The sequence below is a fragment of the Streptoverticillium olivoreticuli subsp. olivoreticuli genome (genome assembly GCF_003391135.1).
GTDB lineage: Bacteria > Actinomycetota > Actinomycetes > Streptomycetales > Streptomycetaceae > Streptomyces > Streptomyces blastmyceticus.
Genome location: NZ_CP031455.1, coordinates 2,470,969 through 2,487,315 on the forward strand (window position 1 = coordinate 2,470,969; position 16,347 = coordinate 2,487,315).

Consider the following 16,347-nt stretch of genomic DNA (forward strand, 5'->3'; position numbering starts at 1 on the left):
GTTCAGTTCTCCTCAGGGGCGGAAGCGGTGGGGGTGGCGGTGATCCGCAGGTCGGGGCCGAGGCGGGCGACGTCGGTCACCTCCAGGCGCAGCGTCTGCGCGACGGTGGTGATGCCCGCGTCGCCGAGGGCGGTGGGCCCGGCGCCGAGCAGCGCGGGCGCGAGGTAGCCGACGACGCGGTCGACGGCCCCGGCGGCGACGAAGGAGCCGGCGAGCGAGGGCCCGCCCTCCAGCAGGACGGAGCGGACGCCGCGCCCGTGGAGCTCGGCGAGCAGGGCGTGGACATCGAGGCCCGCCCCGCCGTACGGCAGCCGGACGGTGTCGGTGCCGGGCAGGTGCCCGGTGTCGGCGTCCTCGCCGACGGCGATCAGGGTGGGTGCCGCGTCGTCCAGGACCCGGGCGCCCGGCTTGATCGTGGCGTGGGTGTCGACGACGACGCGCAGGGGCTGGGTGACACCGTCCCGGCCGCGGACGGCCAGGTGCGGGTCGTCGGCGCGCAGGGTGCCGGAGCCGACGACGACGGCGTCGGCCTCTGCGCGCAGCCGGTGGACGTCGGCGCGGGAGGCGGCGGAGGTGATCCAGCGGCTGGTGCCGTCGGCGGCGGCGCTGCGGCCGTCGAGGGTCGCCGCGTACTTCCACAGCACGAAGGGGCGGCCGCGGAGCACCGAGGTGAGCCAGGCGGCATTGCCCGCGGCGGCCTCCTCGGCGAGCAGCCCGCCCTCCGTGTCGACCCCGGCGGCGGCCAGGGTGGCGGCGCCTCCGGTGGCGGTGGGGTTGGGATCGGCGACGGCGTAGACGACGCGGGCCACTCCGGCGGCGAGCAGGGCCTGTGCGCAAGGGCCCGTGCGTCCGGTGTGGTTGCAGGGTTCGAGAGTGACGACGGCGGTGCCGCCGCGGACGTCGTGGCCGGCGTCCGCGGCGTCGCGCAGGGCGGCGACCTCGGCGTGCGGGCCTCCGGCGCGCCGGTGCCAGCCCTCACCCGCGGTGCGGCCCCGGGCGTCGAGCAGGACACAGCCGACGACGGGGTTGGGGCTGGTGGAGCCGAGGGCGCGCGCGGCGAGTGCGATGGCCCGACGCATCGCGTCGGCTTCGGCCTGGGTGGCCACCGGGTCCTCCTGCCTCTTCGGGCACGGACTCCGGGGCTGTCGCACGGGACGACGAAGAGAGCGGGGACGCGGACCGGGGGTGCACCGAGGCCGAAAAAGAGGGGTCCGCCCCTGAAGAGGGCCGGATCACCTGACGCCGGTGTGCCGGTATGCGTGCCCGCCGCGCACTGCCTCCCATCCGGACTTTAACCGTCGGTCCAGGAATTTCACCTGGTCAACCGGCCGCTGGATGCGGACGGGTCGCGGACTGTAACCGCCGGTTCGGACTTTCACCGACCCCGGAGTGCGCTGCGTAACTAGTTGTCTTTTGATGCTACATGGAGTCTGACCTGCGCGTTCCTTGAACACTGCCGGTCCGACGCCTTTGAGCGTACGCCGAGGGGCGGCGCGGTGTCCACGGTGATGTAGATCGCCAAGGGGGGTCGACCGGCCCGTCCGGGTCCGGGAGGATGCGCGTCCATGGGTGCCGACAAGAGGGGTACGGACGGCCGGTTACGCCGGGCGCGCTGCGCCGTGGCCGTGGTGTTCGCCGTGCACGGCGCGGTGACCGGCAGCTTCGCGACCCGCGTCCCATGGATCCAGGCGCACACGGACGTCGGCGCGGGCCGGCTGGGGCTGGCGCTGGCGTTCCCCGCGATCGGGGCGTCGTTGGCGATGCCGCTCGCGGGGTGGGTGGGTCACCGGCTGGGTTCGCGGGCCGCGCTGCGCGTACTGCTGTCCCTGTGGTGCGCGTCCCTGGCGCTGCCCGCCCTCTCCCCCGGCCTGCTCGCGCTGTGCGCGGCGCTGGCCGTCTACGGCGCGACGGCGGGGATGGCGGACGTGGCGATGAACGCGCTGGGCGTGGAGACCGAGAACCGGATCGGGCGCTCGATCATGTCGGGGCTGCACGGGATGTGGAGCGTGGGGGTGCTCGCCGGTTCGGGGGCGGGCACGGTCGCCGCGCACGCCGGTACGGACGCCCGGGTCCACCTGGGGATCGCGGCGGGTGCGCTCCTGCTGCTCGGCGCGCTCGCCTGCCGGTGGGTGCTCGATCTGCGGACCGCGCCCGAGGAGCACCCGCCGCCGCGCTTCTCGGTTCCGCCGCGCGCGGCGCTGGCCATCGGCGCGGTGGGGTTCTGCGCGGTGTTCGCGGAGGGCGCGAGCCTGGACTGGTCGGCGGTCTATCTCCGTGACGTCATCGGATCCGATCCGGGCGTCGCGGCCGCCTGCACCACGGCGTTCTCCTGCACGATGGCGGCGGCCCGGTTCGCGGGGGACGCGGCGGTGCGCCGGTTCGGCCCGGTGCGGACCGTACGGGCCGGGGGCGCGCTGGCCACGGCGGGCGGGGTGCTGGTGGTGTCCGCGGCCGGGGCGCCGGCGGCGATCGCGGGCTTCGCGCTGATCGGCCTGGGCATCGCGGTGGTGGTGCCGCTGGCGTTCGCGGCGGCGGGGCGCAGCGGTCCGGCGCCGAGCCAGGCCATCGCCGGGGTCGCGACGATCACCTATACGTCGGGGCTGGTCGCGCCGGCCGCCATCGGCCAGGTCGCGGCCGCCGGTTCGCTGGTGATGTCGTTCGTCCTGGTCACCGTGTTGACGACGGGGGTGGCGGTGGGGGCGGGGGTGCTGCGTACTCCCGCGCGCGGTGCGGTGGGTGCGGCGCGGGCCGCGCCGGAGCGCTCGGGCTCCGCGGCGGAGTCACCGGGTCCGGAACGGTGATGGGCCGTACGGCGGACCCTCAAGGGATCCCCCGTACGGCCCGGAACCAGCCGACGGTGTGCCGTGGGTGGTTAGAGGATGCCGAACAGACCGCCGAGACCGCCGAAGCCACGGTGGCCGAACTCCCAGCCCTCGCGACCCTCGTGACGGCCACAGCCGCCCCAGCGGCCCTCTTCGCCCCAACGACCGCCACGACCGCCCCAGCCCCAGTCGTCGCAGTCCTCACGGTCGTGGCGGTGGCCCCAGCGGCCGTCGCCCCAGCCACGGTCGCAGTCGTCGTGGCCCCAGCGGCCGTGGTCACGGCCATGGTCCCAGCGGCCGTGGTCGCGGCCGTGGTCACGGTCACCACGGTCACCGCGGTCACCGTCGTGGTCGTGGTCGTGGTGCCACGTCTGGACCGTGGCGGTCGTGGCCGGAGCGGCCTGGGCCACGCCGGCGATCGGAACGATGGCAGCCGCTGCGAGAACGGTGGCGGCCGCGGTGCGGCCGACGAGGTTACGCATGAATGTCTCCTGGATTGCAGGAATCGGACACAGAGACCCATACCTCGCATGAAGCAAGAAACAGCACCGGTTCACGGTCATACAGTCGTACGGACCATTGATTGCCCCGATTGCAGCAGCTCAGCGCGCGGCCGGCCCGGCGGCGACGGCCGGGAGCAGGGGCCGGCGCCACTTAACATGGTCCGGATTCCCCCACCCCGAACACTTGGAGCACTCATGGGCCTCGGCGTGCGCTGGACTCTGCACGGGGACGGGCGCACCCCGGCACCCGGGGCCGTCGTGCGGCCGGACGAACGGCTCTCCTGGCCCCGGACCGCGGGGCTCGGCGCGCAGCACGTGGTCGCCATGTTCGGGGCGTCGTTCGTGGCCCCGGTCCTCATGGGCCTGGACCCCAACCTCGCGATCATGATGTCGGGCGTCGCGACCATCCTGTTCCTGCTCGCCACGCGCGGCCGGGTGCCCAGCTATCTGGGATGCAGCCTCTCCTTCGTGGGCGTCGCCGCGATCATCCGGGCGCAGGGCGGCGGCACCGCGGCCGTCACCGGCGCGATCTTCGTGGTGGGCGCGGCCCTGTTCCTGAGCGGCCTGGCCGTACGGAAGTTCGGCGCGCGGATCATCCACGCGGCGATGCCGCCGGTGGTCACCGGCGCCGTGGTCATGCTGATCGGCTTCAACCTCGCGCCGGTCACCGCGCGGACGTACTGGCCGCAGGACCAGTGGACGGCGCTGCTGACGATGCTCGTCACCGGGCTCGCCGTGGTCTGCCTGCGGGGGTTCTGGTCCCGCGTCGCGATCTTCCTGGGCCTGCTCTTCGGCTACGGGATCTCCTGGGTGTTCGACCGGGTCTTCGGGAAGATCCACTCCGTGAACGGCGGCCCGGAGGCCACAGACCACTGGCGGCTCGACCTCTCCGGCGTCTCCAAGGCCGACTGGATCGGCCTGCCGTCGCTGCACGGGCCGACGTTCAGCTGGTCCGCGATCCTGGTGGCCCTGCCCGTCGTCATCGCCCTGATCGCCGAGAACGCCGGACACGTCAAGGCCGTCGGCGAGATGACCGGCGACCCGCTGGACGACCAGCTCGGCACCGCGATCTCCGCGGACGGCGCGGCCACGATGCTCTCCACCGCGGTCGGCGGCCCGGCCAACACCACCTACTCCGAGAACATCGGCGTCATGGCGGCCACCCGCGTCTACTCCACTGCCGCCTACTGGGCGGCGGCGGGCTTCGCCCTGCTCTTCGGCGTCTGCCCCAAGTTCGGCGCCGTCGTCGCGGCCGTGCCCGGCGGGGTGCTGGGCGGCATCACCGTCATCCTCTACGGCATGATCGGCCTGCTCGGCGCGCAGATCTGGGTCCACAACAAGGTCGACCTGCGCAATCCGCTGAACCTGGTGCCCATCGCCGCGGGCATCATCATCGGCATCGGCGGCGTCAGCCTGAAGGTCAGCAGCAACTTCGAGCTCAGCGGCATCGCCCTGGGCACCATGGTGGTCCTCTCCGGCTACCACGTCCTGCGCGCCCTGGCCCCGGCCCACCTCAGGGAGCAGGAGCCGCTGCTCGACGCGGGGACGAGCGGTTACGACGCGGCCGCCGAGCAGGACGCGGGCCGCGACGAGCGCTGACCCCGTCATCCGTTCCGGTCATCCACGGACGCCGGGCACCTACGCTGCGTACGCGCATGTCACTGTGTGCACATGACGACGGCAGGGGTACGGGCGGCACCGGCCGGCATCGAGGGCGTCGTGGCGCGGATGCGCCGACTGGCACAGGACCTGCCGCCGCGGGACGGGGTGGCGGTCTTCAACCGGGTCTACCTCACGGTCACCGAGGAGATCGGACGGCGGGTCGCGGCGGGCGCGTTCGAGAACCGGGTGACGGCGACGGAGCTGGACGTACGGTTCGCCGCGCGGTATCTGACCGCCGTCGACCGCGCGGCGGCGGGACGGCGGGCGCCCGCCTGCTGGCGCCCGCTGTTCCAGCTGCGCGGGCACCCGGCCGTACGGCCCCTGCAGTTCGCCCTCGCGGGCATCAACGCGCACATCGGGCACGACCTGCCGCTGGCCCTCGCCGACACGTGCCGGGCCCTCGGCCTCGAACCGTGCGCGCTCGAAGGCGACTTCGACCGGGTGGGCGAGGTGCTGGTCGCCCTGGAGGAGCGGGTGCGGGAGGGCTTGGCGCCGGAGCTTGTGGATGTGGCGGATCCGCTGACGCATCTGGTGGGGGCGTGGAGTCTTGAGGCTGCGCGGGGCGCGGCTTGGACGACGTTTCGCGCGCTCTTCGCGATGCGCGAACTTCCGGATGTGACCGAGGAGTTCACGGAGCGGCTCGACGCGGCGGTGGGCCTGGTGAGCCGCTGCCTGCTGACCCCACTGGGGTGATCGCCGGACGGGCCGGTTCCAGCCCGTCCGGCGTTCGAGGTCAGTCCTCCGGGAGTTCGACCGGGGCGATCTCGTCGTAGACGTCGCCCGGGCCCGGATTCGTCGCGTCCGTCGCGCCGCCGAACTGGTGCATCACACCCCACACCGCGTTGAGCGCCGTCTGCACCGCGCCCTCCGCCCAGCCCGCCGTCCAGGAGATGTCGTCGCCCGCGAGGAACAGGCCGCGCTTGTCCTCCGGCAGGAGGTCCTGCATGAAGTGGGTGAACAGGCGCCGCTGGTAGCGGTAGTGGCCGGGCAGGTTGGCCTTGAACGCGCCCATGAAGTAGGGCTCGTTCTCCCAGGAGACGGTGACCGGGTTGCCGATGATGTGCCGCCGGATGTCGACCTTGGGGTAGATCTCGCCGAGCGACTTCAGCATGACCTCCATCCGCTCGCCGGCCGACAGCGGCAGCCACTTGAGGCTGTCGTCGCACCAGGTGTACGAGAGGCAGATGACGGCCGGCTTGTCGGGGCCGTCGTCCAGGAGGTACGTGCCGCGGGTCATCCGGTCGGTGAGCGTCATCGACATCACGTCCCGCCCGGTCTCCTCGTCGGTGTCCAGCCAGAACGGCCGGTCGACGGGGACGAACAGCTTGGACGACTCCATGTAGTGGGTGCGCTCCATCGCCGTCCAGTGGTCGATGGGGAAGAGCGAGTCGTCGCAGGCGATCTTCGACAGCAGCATCCACGACTGGGCGGTGAAGACGGCCGCCTTGTACGTGCGGATGTCGCCCGACGCGTCGGTCACCGTGATGCCGTTGCCGGCCGTGCGGTGCAGCCGGGTCACGGCCGGGCGCGGCTCGCCGCCGTGCAGCGAGGACAGCGAGGTGCCGGGCGCCCAGTGGACGAGCTTGCCGGGCTCGCGCTCCCACAGTCGCAGCGGGAGCTGCTGGCTGCCGCCGACGATGCCGCGGTGGTGGTCGTCCGCCTCGGTGTAGACGACGCGCAGGATCTCCAGGATGGAGTTGGGGAAGTCGGTGTCCCAGCCGCCGGTGCCGAAGCCGACCTGGCCGAAGATCTCGCGGTGCCGGAAGGACTTGAAGGCGGTGGACTCGCAGAGGAAGCCGTAGAAGGTCTGGTTGTCGAGCTTCTCGACGAGCTTCGCCCAGATCTCCCGGATGCGCGGCACGTCGCGCTCCCGCAGGGCGCGGTTCATGTCGGAGAAGTCGGCGCCCTCCTCCAGGCAGGCGTTCCACGCCTCCGCGACCTCGCGGTAGACGGGCGGCAGGTCGTCGATGGTCTTCGCGTAGTGCGTCTCGCCCTTGAGGTCGACGACGGTCGACGGGGTGTCGGGCGCGAGCGGGTTGGGGAACGGCTTGGTCTCCAGGCCCACCAGGTCGATGTAGTACTGCAGCGCCGTGGAGCTCGGCGGGAAGCGCATCGCGCCCATCTCGGCGGTCAGCGAGGGGTCGCAGCCCTCGAAGCCGACGGTGCGCAGCCGGCCGCCGATCTGGTCGGCCTCGTAGACGACGGGCTTGAGCCCCATCTTCATCAGCTCGTAGGCGGCGATGATGCCCGACAGGCCGCCGCCGATGACGGCGACCTCGGCGCCGTGCTCGGTCGCGGGTATCTGCCCGAGGCCCGCCGGGTGGGCGAGGAAGTCGTCGTACGGGAAGGGGAAGTCCGGGCCGAACATGGTGATCGGCGGCAGGGCCGCTTGCGACTGCTCGTCGTGGGCGGCGTTGGGCACCATGGACGTCATCGGCTGAACTCTCCTGCGGGGATGGGGGGTGGCGGCTCGGAGCGGGGCCGTGGGGGCCCGGGCGGGTCAGGTGAGCGAGCTGTACAGCTCCGGTCGGCGGTCGTGCAGATAGGTGTTCTCGGCGCGGGAGGCCTTGAGCAGCGCCGGGTCCACGTCGGCGATGATCAGGTCCTCGCCCGCGCCCGCCCGCGCCCGTACGGTCCCGTCGGGGGCGGCGAGGCAGCTGAGCCCGGCGAAGGCGAAGTCGCCCTCGGTGCCGCAGCGGTTGGCGTAGGCGATGTAGAGCTGGCTCTCCCAGGCGCGGGCCGGGACGATCGTCTGCGGGACGATCTCGTACGGCCGCATCAGCGCGGTCGGCGTGAGCAGCAGCTCGGTGCCGGCGAGGGCGTGGGCGCGCACCGGCTCGGGGAACTCGACGTCGTAGCAGATCAGCATGCCGAGGCGGACGCCATCGAGCTCGGCCTGGACGACCGGCTCGTCGCCGGGCGTGAAGTAGGCGCCCTCGTAGTCCCCGAAGAGGTGGGTCTTGCGGTAGTGCGCGAGGCGGTCCCCGTCCGGCCCGATGAGCTGGAGGGAGTTGTGGATCGCCGTGCCGGCGCGCTCGGGGTAGCCGTAGCCGATGGCCAGGCCGTGCTCGGCGGCGATGCGGGCGACGGCCCGGGCGCCGGGGCCGTCGCTGGTCTCGGCCCGGCCCTGGACGGCGGCGCCCAGCGCGTAGCCGGTGAGGTACAGCTCGTTGGTGAGCAGCAGCCGGGCGCCCGCGTCGGCGGCCCGGCGCGCGGCGGCGGCCAGGGCGTCGAGGGTCTCGGCGGTGGAGGAGGGAACGCCGGGGCGGCCCTGGTACAGCGCGGTGCGCAGCGGCGTCATGCGGCCTCTCTTCACCTGTTGCGAAGGGATGTTCGTTGAGACGCCTTGACGGTACGGGCCGGTAACTCCGCCCGACAAGGCGCGTCCATTGCGTACCGACACGTCATTCGTTGCGCATTGCCCCGGCTCGGCGTCGATTCATTGCGCGGAGCCGCGCACGGTGCCGCGGACGAGGTCGCGCAGCCACCGGTGGCCGCTGTCCGCCTCGTGGCGGGGGTGCCAGGCCATGGAGATCGTCAGCGGGGGCGGGTCCAGGGGCAGCTCGAAGGTGCGCAGGCCGAGCGCGGTGGCGGCCGGTCCGCCGATCCGCTCGGGGAGCATCCCGACCGCGTCGCCGCCGGACACCAGGAAGAGGGCGGAGGCGAGGGTGGGCGCGGTGGCGACGACGCGGCGGCGCAGCCCGTGGGCGGCGAGCGCCTCGTCGACGGGCCCGGTCAGCCTGCCGCGCCGGGAGTCGAGCACGTGCCCGGCGGCGGCGTAGCGGCGCAGCGTGACGGGCGCGTCGAGGAGAGGGTGGCCGGGGCGTACGACGCCGACCATGCGGTCCGTGAGCAGGGGCTCGATCCGGATCTCGGGTTCGTCGCGGTCGATGACGCCGAGCTCCAGGTCGACGGTGCCGTCGCGCAGCGAGGGGACCCCCGCGGCGCCTTCGGCGAGGAAGCGCAGGGTGACGCCGGGTGCCTCGCGGGCGGCGCGGCCGAGGAGCCCGGTGCCGAAGGTCAGCACATGGCTGTCGTGGGCGCTGAGCGTGAAGACCCGGTCCAGGGTGGCGGGGTCGAGGGGCCGTCCGGCGGCGAAGAGGGCGCGGGCGTCGTCGAGGAGCCTGCGGACGTCCGCGTGCATGGCGAGGGCGCGCGGGGTGGGGACCATGCGGCGTCCGGCGCGTACGAGCACGGGGTCGCCCAGGGCGCGGCGGATCCGGCCGAGGGTGCGGCTCATGGCGGGGCCGGACAGCCCGAGCCGGTCGGCGGCCGCGGTGACGGACTCCTCGGTGAGCAGCGCGTCGAGGGCCGTCAGGAGATTGAGGTCGGGCGTGGCGCGGGCCGGCGGCCGCCCGCCCGGTTCTGCGCCCACGCCGCTCAGGAGGGGGCGCCGGAGCTGAAGCGGCGCAGCAGCGGGGAGAGCACCAGGACGGACTTGGTGCGCTCCACGAAGGGCTCGCCCGCGATGCGCTCCAGCACCCGCTCGAAGTGGCGCATGTCGGAGGCGAAGACCTGGACGATGGCGTCCGCCTCACCGGTGACGGTGGAGGCGGACGCCACTTCCGGATAGCGCGACAGGCCGCGGTGGATGGCCTCGGGAGAGGTGTTCCGGCGGCAGTAGATCTCGATGAAGCCCTCGGTCTCCCAGCCCAGCGCCGCCGGGTCCACGCGCACGGTGAACCCGGTGATGGCGCCCTCGGCCCGCAGCCTGTCCACGCGGCGCTTGACCGCGGGCGCGGACAGCCCGACCTCGGTGCCGATGTCGGCGTAGGAGCGGCGGGCGTCCTCGGCGAGGGCGTGGACGATGCGTTCGTCGAGATCGTTCAGTCGCACTGCGGGTGGATCACTTCTCTAGGGGTACCTGCGTCTCTTCCCGGGCGAGCCGCGAGCGGCTCTTCCCGTACCCGAAGTAGATCACAAGCCCGACGGCCATCCAGACACCGAAGACCATCCAGGTGACCTTGTCCAGGCTGCCCATCATGTAGACGCACAGGAGGAAGCCGATGGCCGGGAAGACCGGGCTGAGCGGCACCCGGAAGGTGCGCTTCATGTCGGGGCGGGTCCGGCGCAGCACGATGACGGCCACGTTGACCAGGGCGAACGCGAAGAGCGTGCCGATGCTGGTGGCGTCGGCGAGCTGGCCGAGCGGGATGGCGGCGGCGAGGACGCCGCAGAAGAGGGAGACGATGACGGTGTTGGCGCGGGGCGTGCCGCTCTTCGCGTGGACCTTGGAGAAGACCTTGGGCACCAGGCCGTCGCGGGACATCGCGAAGAGGATGCGGGTCTGGCCGTAGAGCACGGTCAGCACGACGGAGGCGATGGCGATGACGGCGCCCGCGGCGAGCAGCACGGCCCAGAAGCTCTGACCGGTCACGTCCTTCATGATCCCGGCGAGCGCGGCCTCGCTGCCCTCGAACTTCTGCCAGGGCATGGCGCCGACGGCGACGGCCGCGACCAGGCAGTAGAGCGCGGTGACGATGATCAGGGAGAGCATGATCGCGCGCGGCAGGTCGCGCTGGGCGTCCTTGGCCTCCTCGCCCGCGGTGGAGGCGGCGTCGAAGCCGATGTAGGAGAAGAACAGCGAGGCCCCGGCGGAGCTCAGGCCCGCGACGCCGAGCGGCATGAAGGGGGTGTAGTTGCCGGCCTTGATGCCCTGGAAGGCGACGCCGCAGAAGAGCAGCAGCGCGACGATCTTCACCGCGACCATGATGGTGTTGGCGCGGGCGCTCTCCTTGGCCCCGCCCAGCAGGAAGGCCATGCACAGCAGCACGACGAGCAGGGCGGGCAGGTTGAAGACGCCGCCGTCGCCGGGCGGGTTGGCCAGCGAGGCGGGGATGGTGACGCCGATCGTGCCGTCGAGCAGCTCGTTGAGGTACTGCCCCCAGCCGACGGCGACGGCCGCGACGGAGACGCCGTACTCCAGGATCAGGCACCAGCCGCAGACCCAGGCGACGAGCTCGCCGAGGGTGGCGTAGGCGTAGGAGTACGAGGAGCCGGAGACCGGGATGGTGCCGGCCAGCTCCGCGTAGGAGAGGGCCGAGAAGAGCGCCGTGATGCCGGCGATGACGAACGAGACGATGACGGCGGGGCCCGCCTTGGGCACCGCCTCGCCGAGCACCACGAAGATGCCGGTGCCGAGGGTCGCGCCGATGCTGATCATCGTCAGCTGCCACATGCCGAGCGAGCGGCGCAGCGAGCCGCCCTCGCCCTGGCCGCCCTCGGCCACGAGGCGCTCGACCGGCTTGCGCCGCATGAGACCGGCCGCGAAGCCGGCGGCCGGGCGCGCGGAGCGCTGGTCGTCGCCTGCGGCGGGGGGCGCTGTGCCGTGGTCCAACACTGGGTGGCTCCATTCGTCGCTGCCTGTCGAGGGCGGAGGGGACGACCGCCGACGGCACCCGACCGGGGCGCGCCGGCAGAGCGGAGCAAACCCATGGAGGGAGGGGGACCGCGAGCAAGCGGTATCCGCCACTCCACGTACAGCGCAGACCCTACGAGGTGGGTGCGTGCGCTCGTAATGCACCATTCTTGCGTATGCCCGTACGATCATTGCGCGTGGGGGGCCGGAACGGGCGATCGTTGCACGTCACCTTATGAATCGGTACATGTCGTCGCCAAGGGGTGTGACCGGGGCACGGCGTGAAGGCCGCTTCGGAAAACGCGAGGGCCGCTCCGGAAAACGCGAAGGGGCGCGGCCCGGAGAACCGGACCGCGCCCCTTCGGGGTGTGCGGATTACTGCCAGCTGGCGTGCAGCGGCTTGCCCTCGGCGTAGCCCGCGGCGCTCTGGACGCCGACGACGGCACGCTCGGCGAACTCCTCCAGGGAGCCCGCGCCCGCGTAGGTGCAGGAGCTGCGGACGCCCGCGATGATCGAGTCGATCAGGTCCTCGACGCCCGGGCGGGCCGGGTCGAGGAACATCCGCGAGGTGGAGATGCCCTCCTCGAACAGACCCTTGCGGGCCCGGTCGTAGGCCGACTCCTCGCTGGTGCGGTTGCGCACGGCGCGGGCCGAGGCCATGCCGAAGCTCTCCTTGTAGAGCCGGCCGTCGGCGGTCTGCTGGAGGTCGCCCGGGGACTCGTACGTCCCGGCGAACCAGGAGCCGACCATGACGTTGGAGGCACCGGCGGCGAGCGCCATGGCGACGTCGCGCGGGTGGCGGACGCCACCGTCGGCCCAGACGTGCTTGCCGAACTTCTTCGCCTCGGCGGCGCACTCCAGGACCGCGGAGAACTGCGGGCGGCCCACGCCGGTCATCATGCGGGTGGTGCACATGGCACCGGGGCCCACGCCGACCTTGATGATGTCCGCGCCGGCCTCGATGAGGTCGCGCACGCCCTCGGCGGCGACGATGTTGCCCGCGACGATCGGGACCTGCGGGTCGAGGCCGCGGACCGCCTTGACCGCGGCGATCATCGACTCCTGGTGGCCGTGGGCGGTGTCCACGACGATGGTGTCGGCACCGGCCTCCAGCAGGGCCTTGGCCTTGCCGGCCACGTCGCCGTTGATGCCGACGGCGGCGGCGACGCGCAGCTTGCCGTCCGCGTCGGTGGCGGGGGTGTACAGCGTCGCGCGCAGGGCGCCCTTGCGGGTCAGGATGCCCGCGAGGCGGCCGTCCTTGTCGACGGCGGGCGCCAGCTTGCGGTGCGCGGCGTCGAGCTGGTTGAAGGCCTCGCGCGGGTCGATGTCGGCGTCGAGGAGCAGCAGCTCCTTGGACATGACCTCGGAGAGCTGGGTGAAGCGGTCCACGCCGGTCAGGTCGGACTCGGTGACGACGCCGACCGGGCGGTGGTCGCCGTCGACGACGACACCGGCGCCGTGCGCGCGCTTGTGCAGCAGCGACAGCGCGTCGGCGACGGTCTGCGTGGGCGCGAGGACGATCGGGGTGTCGAGCACGAGGTGGCGGCCCTTGACCCAGGAGATGACCTCGGTGACGACCTCGATCGGGATGTCCTGCGGGATGACGACGAGGCCGCCGCGGCGGGCGACCGTCTCGGCCATGCGGCGGCCGGCGATCGCGGTCATGTTGGCGACCACGAGGGGGATGGTGGTGCCGGTCCCGTCGGGGGCGGAGAGGTCCACGCCCTGCCGGGAGCCGACCGCGGAGCGGCTGGGCACCATGAACACATCGTCGTACGTCAGGTCGTACGGCGGCTTCTGGTCGTTGAGGAATCGCATACTGGCTCTCTCACCTGCGGTTTTTGAGTACAAAGCGGGTGGGGAGTCAGCACCGAGCCAGCACCGGATCGGGCTGAGGTTCCTGGACCCATCATCCATGATGCCTCCGAGACCTGGCGAACCCGGGGCACATTTCATGACTTCGGCCAGGGTGCCCGGGCCGGCTCTTGTAGGTTCCGCCAAGGCCGCCCGGGGCTTGTGGTGAGGTGACGGGAACGGGGGCCCCGTCGGCGGCCCTGAACAGGCCTTTGGGAAGGTATATCCGGGAGGGGGCCGGAAGAATTCACATTCTCGCGACACACCAGGAGACGGACGACTGATGCCCGCTACCGACCGCACGGCGGAGGCCACGACCGGAACACGGGCGACACGTCCGGCGCAGAAGGAACTCAAGCAGGAGCGCGCCCGCATCACCAGGGGCCAGATCCTGCACACCGCCGCCGAGTTGTTCGCCCGTAACGGCTACCCCTCGGTGACCCTGCAGGACGTGGCCGAGGGGGTCTCCCTCACCAAGGGCGCGGTGTACTTCCACTTCGCCAACAAGGAAGCCCTGGCCGTGGCGGTCGTGCAGGAGCACTACCGGCGCTGGGACCCGATCGTGCAGGAGATTCTGGACCGGGGTCTGTCCCCGCTGAGCTCCCTGTTCGCCGTGCTGGAGAGCATCGCGAGGGCCTTCCGCGAGGACATCATGATCCAGGGGGGCGCGCGCCTCCAGCTGGAGCGCTCGCTCATCAACGCCGACCTGCCGACGCCGTACATCAGCTGGACCGCGGCCTTCACCTCCCTGTGCCGTGCGGCCCGGGAGTCCGGCCAGCTGCGCCCCGAGGTGGACCCCGGGGCGCTGGCACGGGTCCTCGTCTCCACCCTCTTCGGCCTGCAGCACATCTCCGACGTCCTGCACGGCCGGGCCGACATGATGGACCGCTACGAAGAGATGCGCGACATCGTCTTCGCGGGCCTGGTCACCGCTCCCCCGGCGGACGCCTGACACCGGGGGGCCAGGAGCCCGCGGTCACTCCCCCCGCCAGTCGGCGATCGCCCGCTCATAGCCGTCCAGCACCCTCTCGACGACCCCGCCGCCGGCGGCCGGCAGCAGGGTGAGGACACGGTTGACACCCGCCGCCTCACACCGCTCCAGCACCTCGGGATCGTGCGGAACTCCGGCCAGGACCACGGGGATCCGACCGCGCCCGGCATCGGCGGCGCGGGACCGCAGCTCGGCCACCCGCCGCAGCGTGCGCTCGAAGGACTCCGCGTTCGCGTAGTCCGGCAACCAGCCGTCGCCGTACGCGAGAACACGGTCGAGAACCTTCGGGCCCATGCCGCCGACGAGTACCGGAGGATGCGGCCACTGGACCGGTTTGGGCCACGACCAGATCCGCTCGAAGGACACGTGCGGGCCCTGGTAGGAGGCCTCGTCCTCCCGCCAGATCGTCCTGATCGCCTCCACGTGCTCCCGCATCCGGGCGAAGCGCCGCGCCGGATCCACACCGTGGTGGGCCATCTCCTCCTCGACCCAGCCGCCTCCCACACCGAAGTCGACCCGGCCGCCCGAGAGCTGGTCGACGCTCGCGATCGTCTTGGCCAGCACGACCGGGTCGTGCTGCGCCACGAGACAGATCGCGCTGCCCACGCGGAGGCGACGCGTGGCGAGCGCGGCGGCCGTGGACGCCACGAACGGGTCGAACGTGCTCCGGAACGCGTGCGGCAGCCTCGCCGTGCGCTCGTTCGCGGGCAGATGGGTGTGCTCGGCGAAGTACAGGGCGCTGTGGCCCCGCTCCTCCAGCCGCCGGGCCAGTGCCCCGGGCTCCATGGTCGCCGTCGTGGCGAAGACGGTGGCGCCGGTCTCCACGGCTCGTACCCCCTTGTTCGGTGGTGCTCATCGGTGCCCGGCGGCGCCGGGCACCGCTCGGTGTTTCCCGCCGTCCCCGGTGTCTTCCCGGAGAGCCCCCGCGGTCAGCCGTTCAGCTTGGCGGCCAGGGCCTTCAGCAGGGATCCGGCGCGCTTGTCGTCGGGGCCGACCGCGATGAGCCGGTTCGTGATGTACGAGACCCCGACACCCGCCCCCGGCCAGGCGAGGTGCGCCGAACCGCCACCGCCGTCGTGGCCGAAGGAGTCGCCGTCCGCGCCGGGACGGGGCGTGGTCCGCAGCCGGAAACCGGCGCCGCCGTAGACCATGGGAATGTCGATCAGCTGGTCGACCTTACGGATGTACTCACCGCGGGCGTCGTCCATGACGGCCCGCGAGACCAGGGTGTACTCCTCCCCCGGCGCACGGGTGGCGTCGGTGGCGAGGATGCCGTACAGCGCCGACAGCGAGCGGGCGGTGCCGAACACATTGGCCGCCGGCACCAGGGCGGTGCGGCGCTCACTGCGGTTCCACAGCATCTCCTCGCGGGGGAACGGGATCGGGTTCTGCCAGACGCGCTGGGTCATGGGGTCGCCGCTGGTGAAGAAGCCCGTGTACTGGTCGAGGAAGTTCGCACCGTACTCCAGGCGGGCGACGCGGTGCTCCAGCTCGGCGGGGACGCCGAAGTGCACGTCCAGCCCGTGCGGGTCCGCGATCTCCTCGGCGAAGAACCGGTCGATCGTCCGCCCGTCCACACGCCGGATCACCTCGGCGACGATCCATCCCGCGGTGTACGGGCCGTAGAGGATGCCCTCCGCCCGGGGGTCGCTCTCCGGCTCCTGATCGGCTATCAGCTTGGCCATGGCCAGCGGGTCCAGGATCTCCTCCTGGGACACCTGGGCGCGCAGGCCGGGGATCCGCGCGGAGTAGGTCACGACCTCCCGCAGGGTGATGCGGTCCTTGCCTGCGGCACCGAACTCCGGCCAGTAACGGGCGACGGGGGTGTCCAGGTCCAACTGGCCCCGGTCGACCAGGACCAGCAGGGTGATCGCGACGATGCCCTTGCTGCCCGAGAAGATCATTTCCAGGGTGTCCCGCTCCCAGGCCCTGCCGGTGGTGGCATCCGCGACGCCACCCCAGATGTCGACCACCGGGACGCCGTGAACGCGCGCGCAGAAGGCGCCGCCGAGCTCGTCGCGCTCCCGCAGGTTGCGCGCGAACTCCTCCCGGATGGCCTCGAAGCCCTCGGCAACATACCCGGACACCTGGGGCGTCGTGCTGGTCGCGCTGTCGGATGTCGTTGTCATGGCGATCTCGTTCCGTGTCGTCCGTAGT

General features: G+C 72.3%; 14 protein-coding genes and 1 riboswitch. Of the genes, 4 read left to right on the forward strand and 10 right to left on the reverse strand.

The window, feature by feature from the left end; translation table 11 throughout:
* Positions 1–2 precede the first annotated feature (2 nt).
* Positions 3–1,106, reverse strand: coding sequence for a bifunctional diaminohydroxyphosphoribosylaminopyrimidine deaminase/5-amino-6-(5-phosphoribosylamino)uracil reductase RibD (gene ribD, locus DXZ73_RS10210; protein ID WP_116210693.1), 1,104 nt, complete (start codon positions 1,104–1,106; stop codon positions 3–5).
* Between the two features lie 160 nt (positions 1,107–1,266).
* Positions 1,267–1,397, reverse strand: a riboswitch (FMN riboswitch).
* A gap of 168 nt (positions 1,398–1,565) precedes the next feature.
* On the opposite strand from ribD, the gene DXZ73_RS10215 reads away from it, so the two are divergent.
* Positions 1,566–2,801 carry an MFS transporter gene (locus DXZ73_RS10215; RefSeq protein ID WP_116210694.1) on the forward strand — a complete coding sequence of 412 codons (1,236 nt, stop codon included), beginning with the start codon at positions 1,566–1,568 and terminating at the stop codon, positions 2,799–2,801.
* Between the two features lie 71 nt (positions 2,802–2,872).
* Here the strand turns inward: DXZ73_RS10215 and DXZ73_RS38765 are convergent, their stop codons facing one another.
* Positions 2,873–3,304 carry a hypothetical protein gene (locus tag DXZ73_RS38765; protein WP_205519147.1) on the reverse strand — a complete coding sequence of 144 codons (432 nt, stop codon included), beginning with the start codon at positions 3,302–3,304 and terminating at the stop codon, positions 2,873–2,875.
* Between the two features lie 216 nt (positions 3,305–3,520).
* Here DXZ73_RS38765 and DXZ73_RS10225 point away from each other — a divergent pair, with 216 nt between their 5' ends.
* A complete protein-coding gene (locus DXZ73_RS10225) occupies positions 3,521–4,924 on the forward strand; it encodes a uracil-xanthine permease family protein (RefSeq protein ID WP_116210695.1) in 1,404 nt (467 codons plus the stop codon).
* A gap of 72 nt (positions 4,925–4,996) precedes the next feature.
* Positions 4,997–5,680 (forward strand): DUF5995 family protein, encoded by a 684-nt coding sequence (locus DXZ73_RS10230; protein ID WP_116210696.1) that lies wholly within the window; start codon positions 4,997–4,999, stop codon positions 5,678–5,680.
* A gap of 40 nt (positions 5,681–5,720) precedes the next feature.
* Here DXZ73_RS10230 and DXZ73_RS10235 read toward each other — a convergent pair whose 3' ends face one another.
* From DXZ73_RS10235 to DXZ73_RS10260, 6 genes are all read right to left on the reverse strand, one after another.
* Complete coding sequence (locus tag DXZ73_RS10235) at positions 5,721–7,421, reverse strand: flavin monoamine oxidase family protein (RefSeq protein ID WP_116210697.1); 1,701 nt, start codon at positions 7,419–7,421, stop codon at positions 5,721–5,723.
* Positions 7,422–7,487: 66 nt separating this feature from the next.
* Positions 7,488–8,288, reverse strand: coding sequence for a carbon-nitrogen hydrolase family protein (locus DXZ73_RS10240; RefSeq protein ID WP_116210698.1), 801 nt, complete (start codon positions 8,286–8,288; stop codon positions 7,488–7,490).
* A 138-nt stretch (positions 8,289–8,426) separates the two neighbouring features.
* Complete coding sequence (locus tag DXZ73_RS10245) at positions 8,427–9,362, reverse strand: LysR family transcriptional regulator (RefSeq protein ID WP_116210699.1); 936 nt, start codon at positions 9,360–9,362, stop codon at positions 8,427–8,429.
* Positions 9,363–9,367: 5 nt separating this feature from the next.
* Positions 9,368–9,823: an Lrp/AsnC family transcriptional regulator gene (locus DXZ73_RS10250; RefSeq protein ID WP_095580789.1), complete on the reverse strand. Its 456-nt coding sequence runs from the start codon at positions 9,821–9,823 to the stop codon at positions 9,368–9,370.
* Positions 9,824–9,833: 10 nt separating this feature from the next.
* Positions 9,834–11,327: an amino acid permease gene (locus DXZ73_RS10255; RefSeq protein WP_240351292.1), complete on the reverse strand. Its 1,494-nt coding sequence runs from the start codon at positions 11,325–11,327 to the stop codon at positions 9,834–9,836.
* Positions 11,328–11,720: 393 nt separating this feature from the next.
* Complete coding sequence (locus DXZ73_RS10260; RefSeq protein ID WP_116210700.1) at positions 11,721–13,163, reverse strand: GuaB1 family IMP dehydrogenase-related protein; 1,443 nt, start codon at positions 13,161–13,163, stop codon at positions 11,721–11,723.
* 319 nt (positions 13,164–13,482) lie between these two features.
* On the opposite strand from DXZ73_RS10260, the gene DXZ73_RS10265 reads away from it, so the two are divergent.
* On the forward strand, positions 13,483–14,151 hold the full coding sequence (locus tag DXZ73_RS10265) for a ScbR family autoregulator-binding transcription factor (protein WP_116210701.1): 669 nt from the start codon (positions 13,483–13,485) through the stop codon (positions 14,149–14,151).
* A gap of 24 nt (positions 14,152–14,175) precedes the next feature.
* Here the strand turns inward: DXZ73_RS10265 and DXZ73_RS10270 are convergent, their stop codons facing one another.
* Both DXZ73_RS10270 and DXZ73_RS10275 read right to left on the reverse strand, forming a co-directional pair.
* Positions 14,176–15,015, reverse strand: coding sequence for an LLM class F420-dependent oxidoreductase (locus tag DXZ73_RS10270; protein ID WP_205519148.1), 840 nt, complete (start codon positions 15,013–15,015; stop codon positions 14,176–14,178).
* Between the two features lie 104 nt (positions 15,016–15,119).
* Positions 15,120–16,319, reverse strand: coding sequence for a serine hydrolase domain-containing protein (locus DXZ73_RS10275; protein ID WP_116210702.1), 1,200 nt, complete (start codon positions 16,317–16,319; stop codon positions 15,120–15,122).
* Positions 16,320–16,347 lie beyond the last annotated feature (28 nt).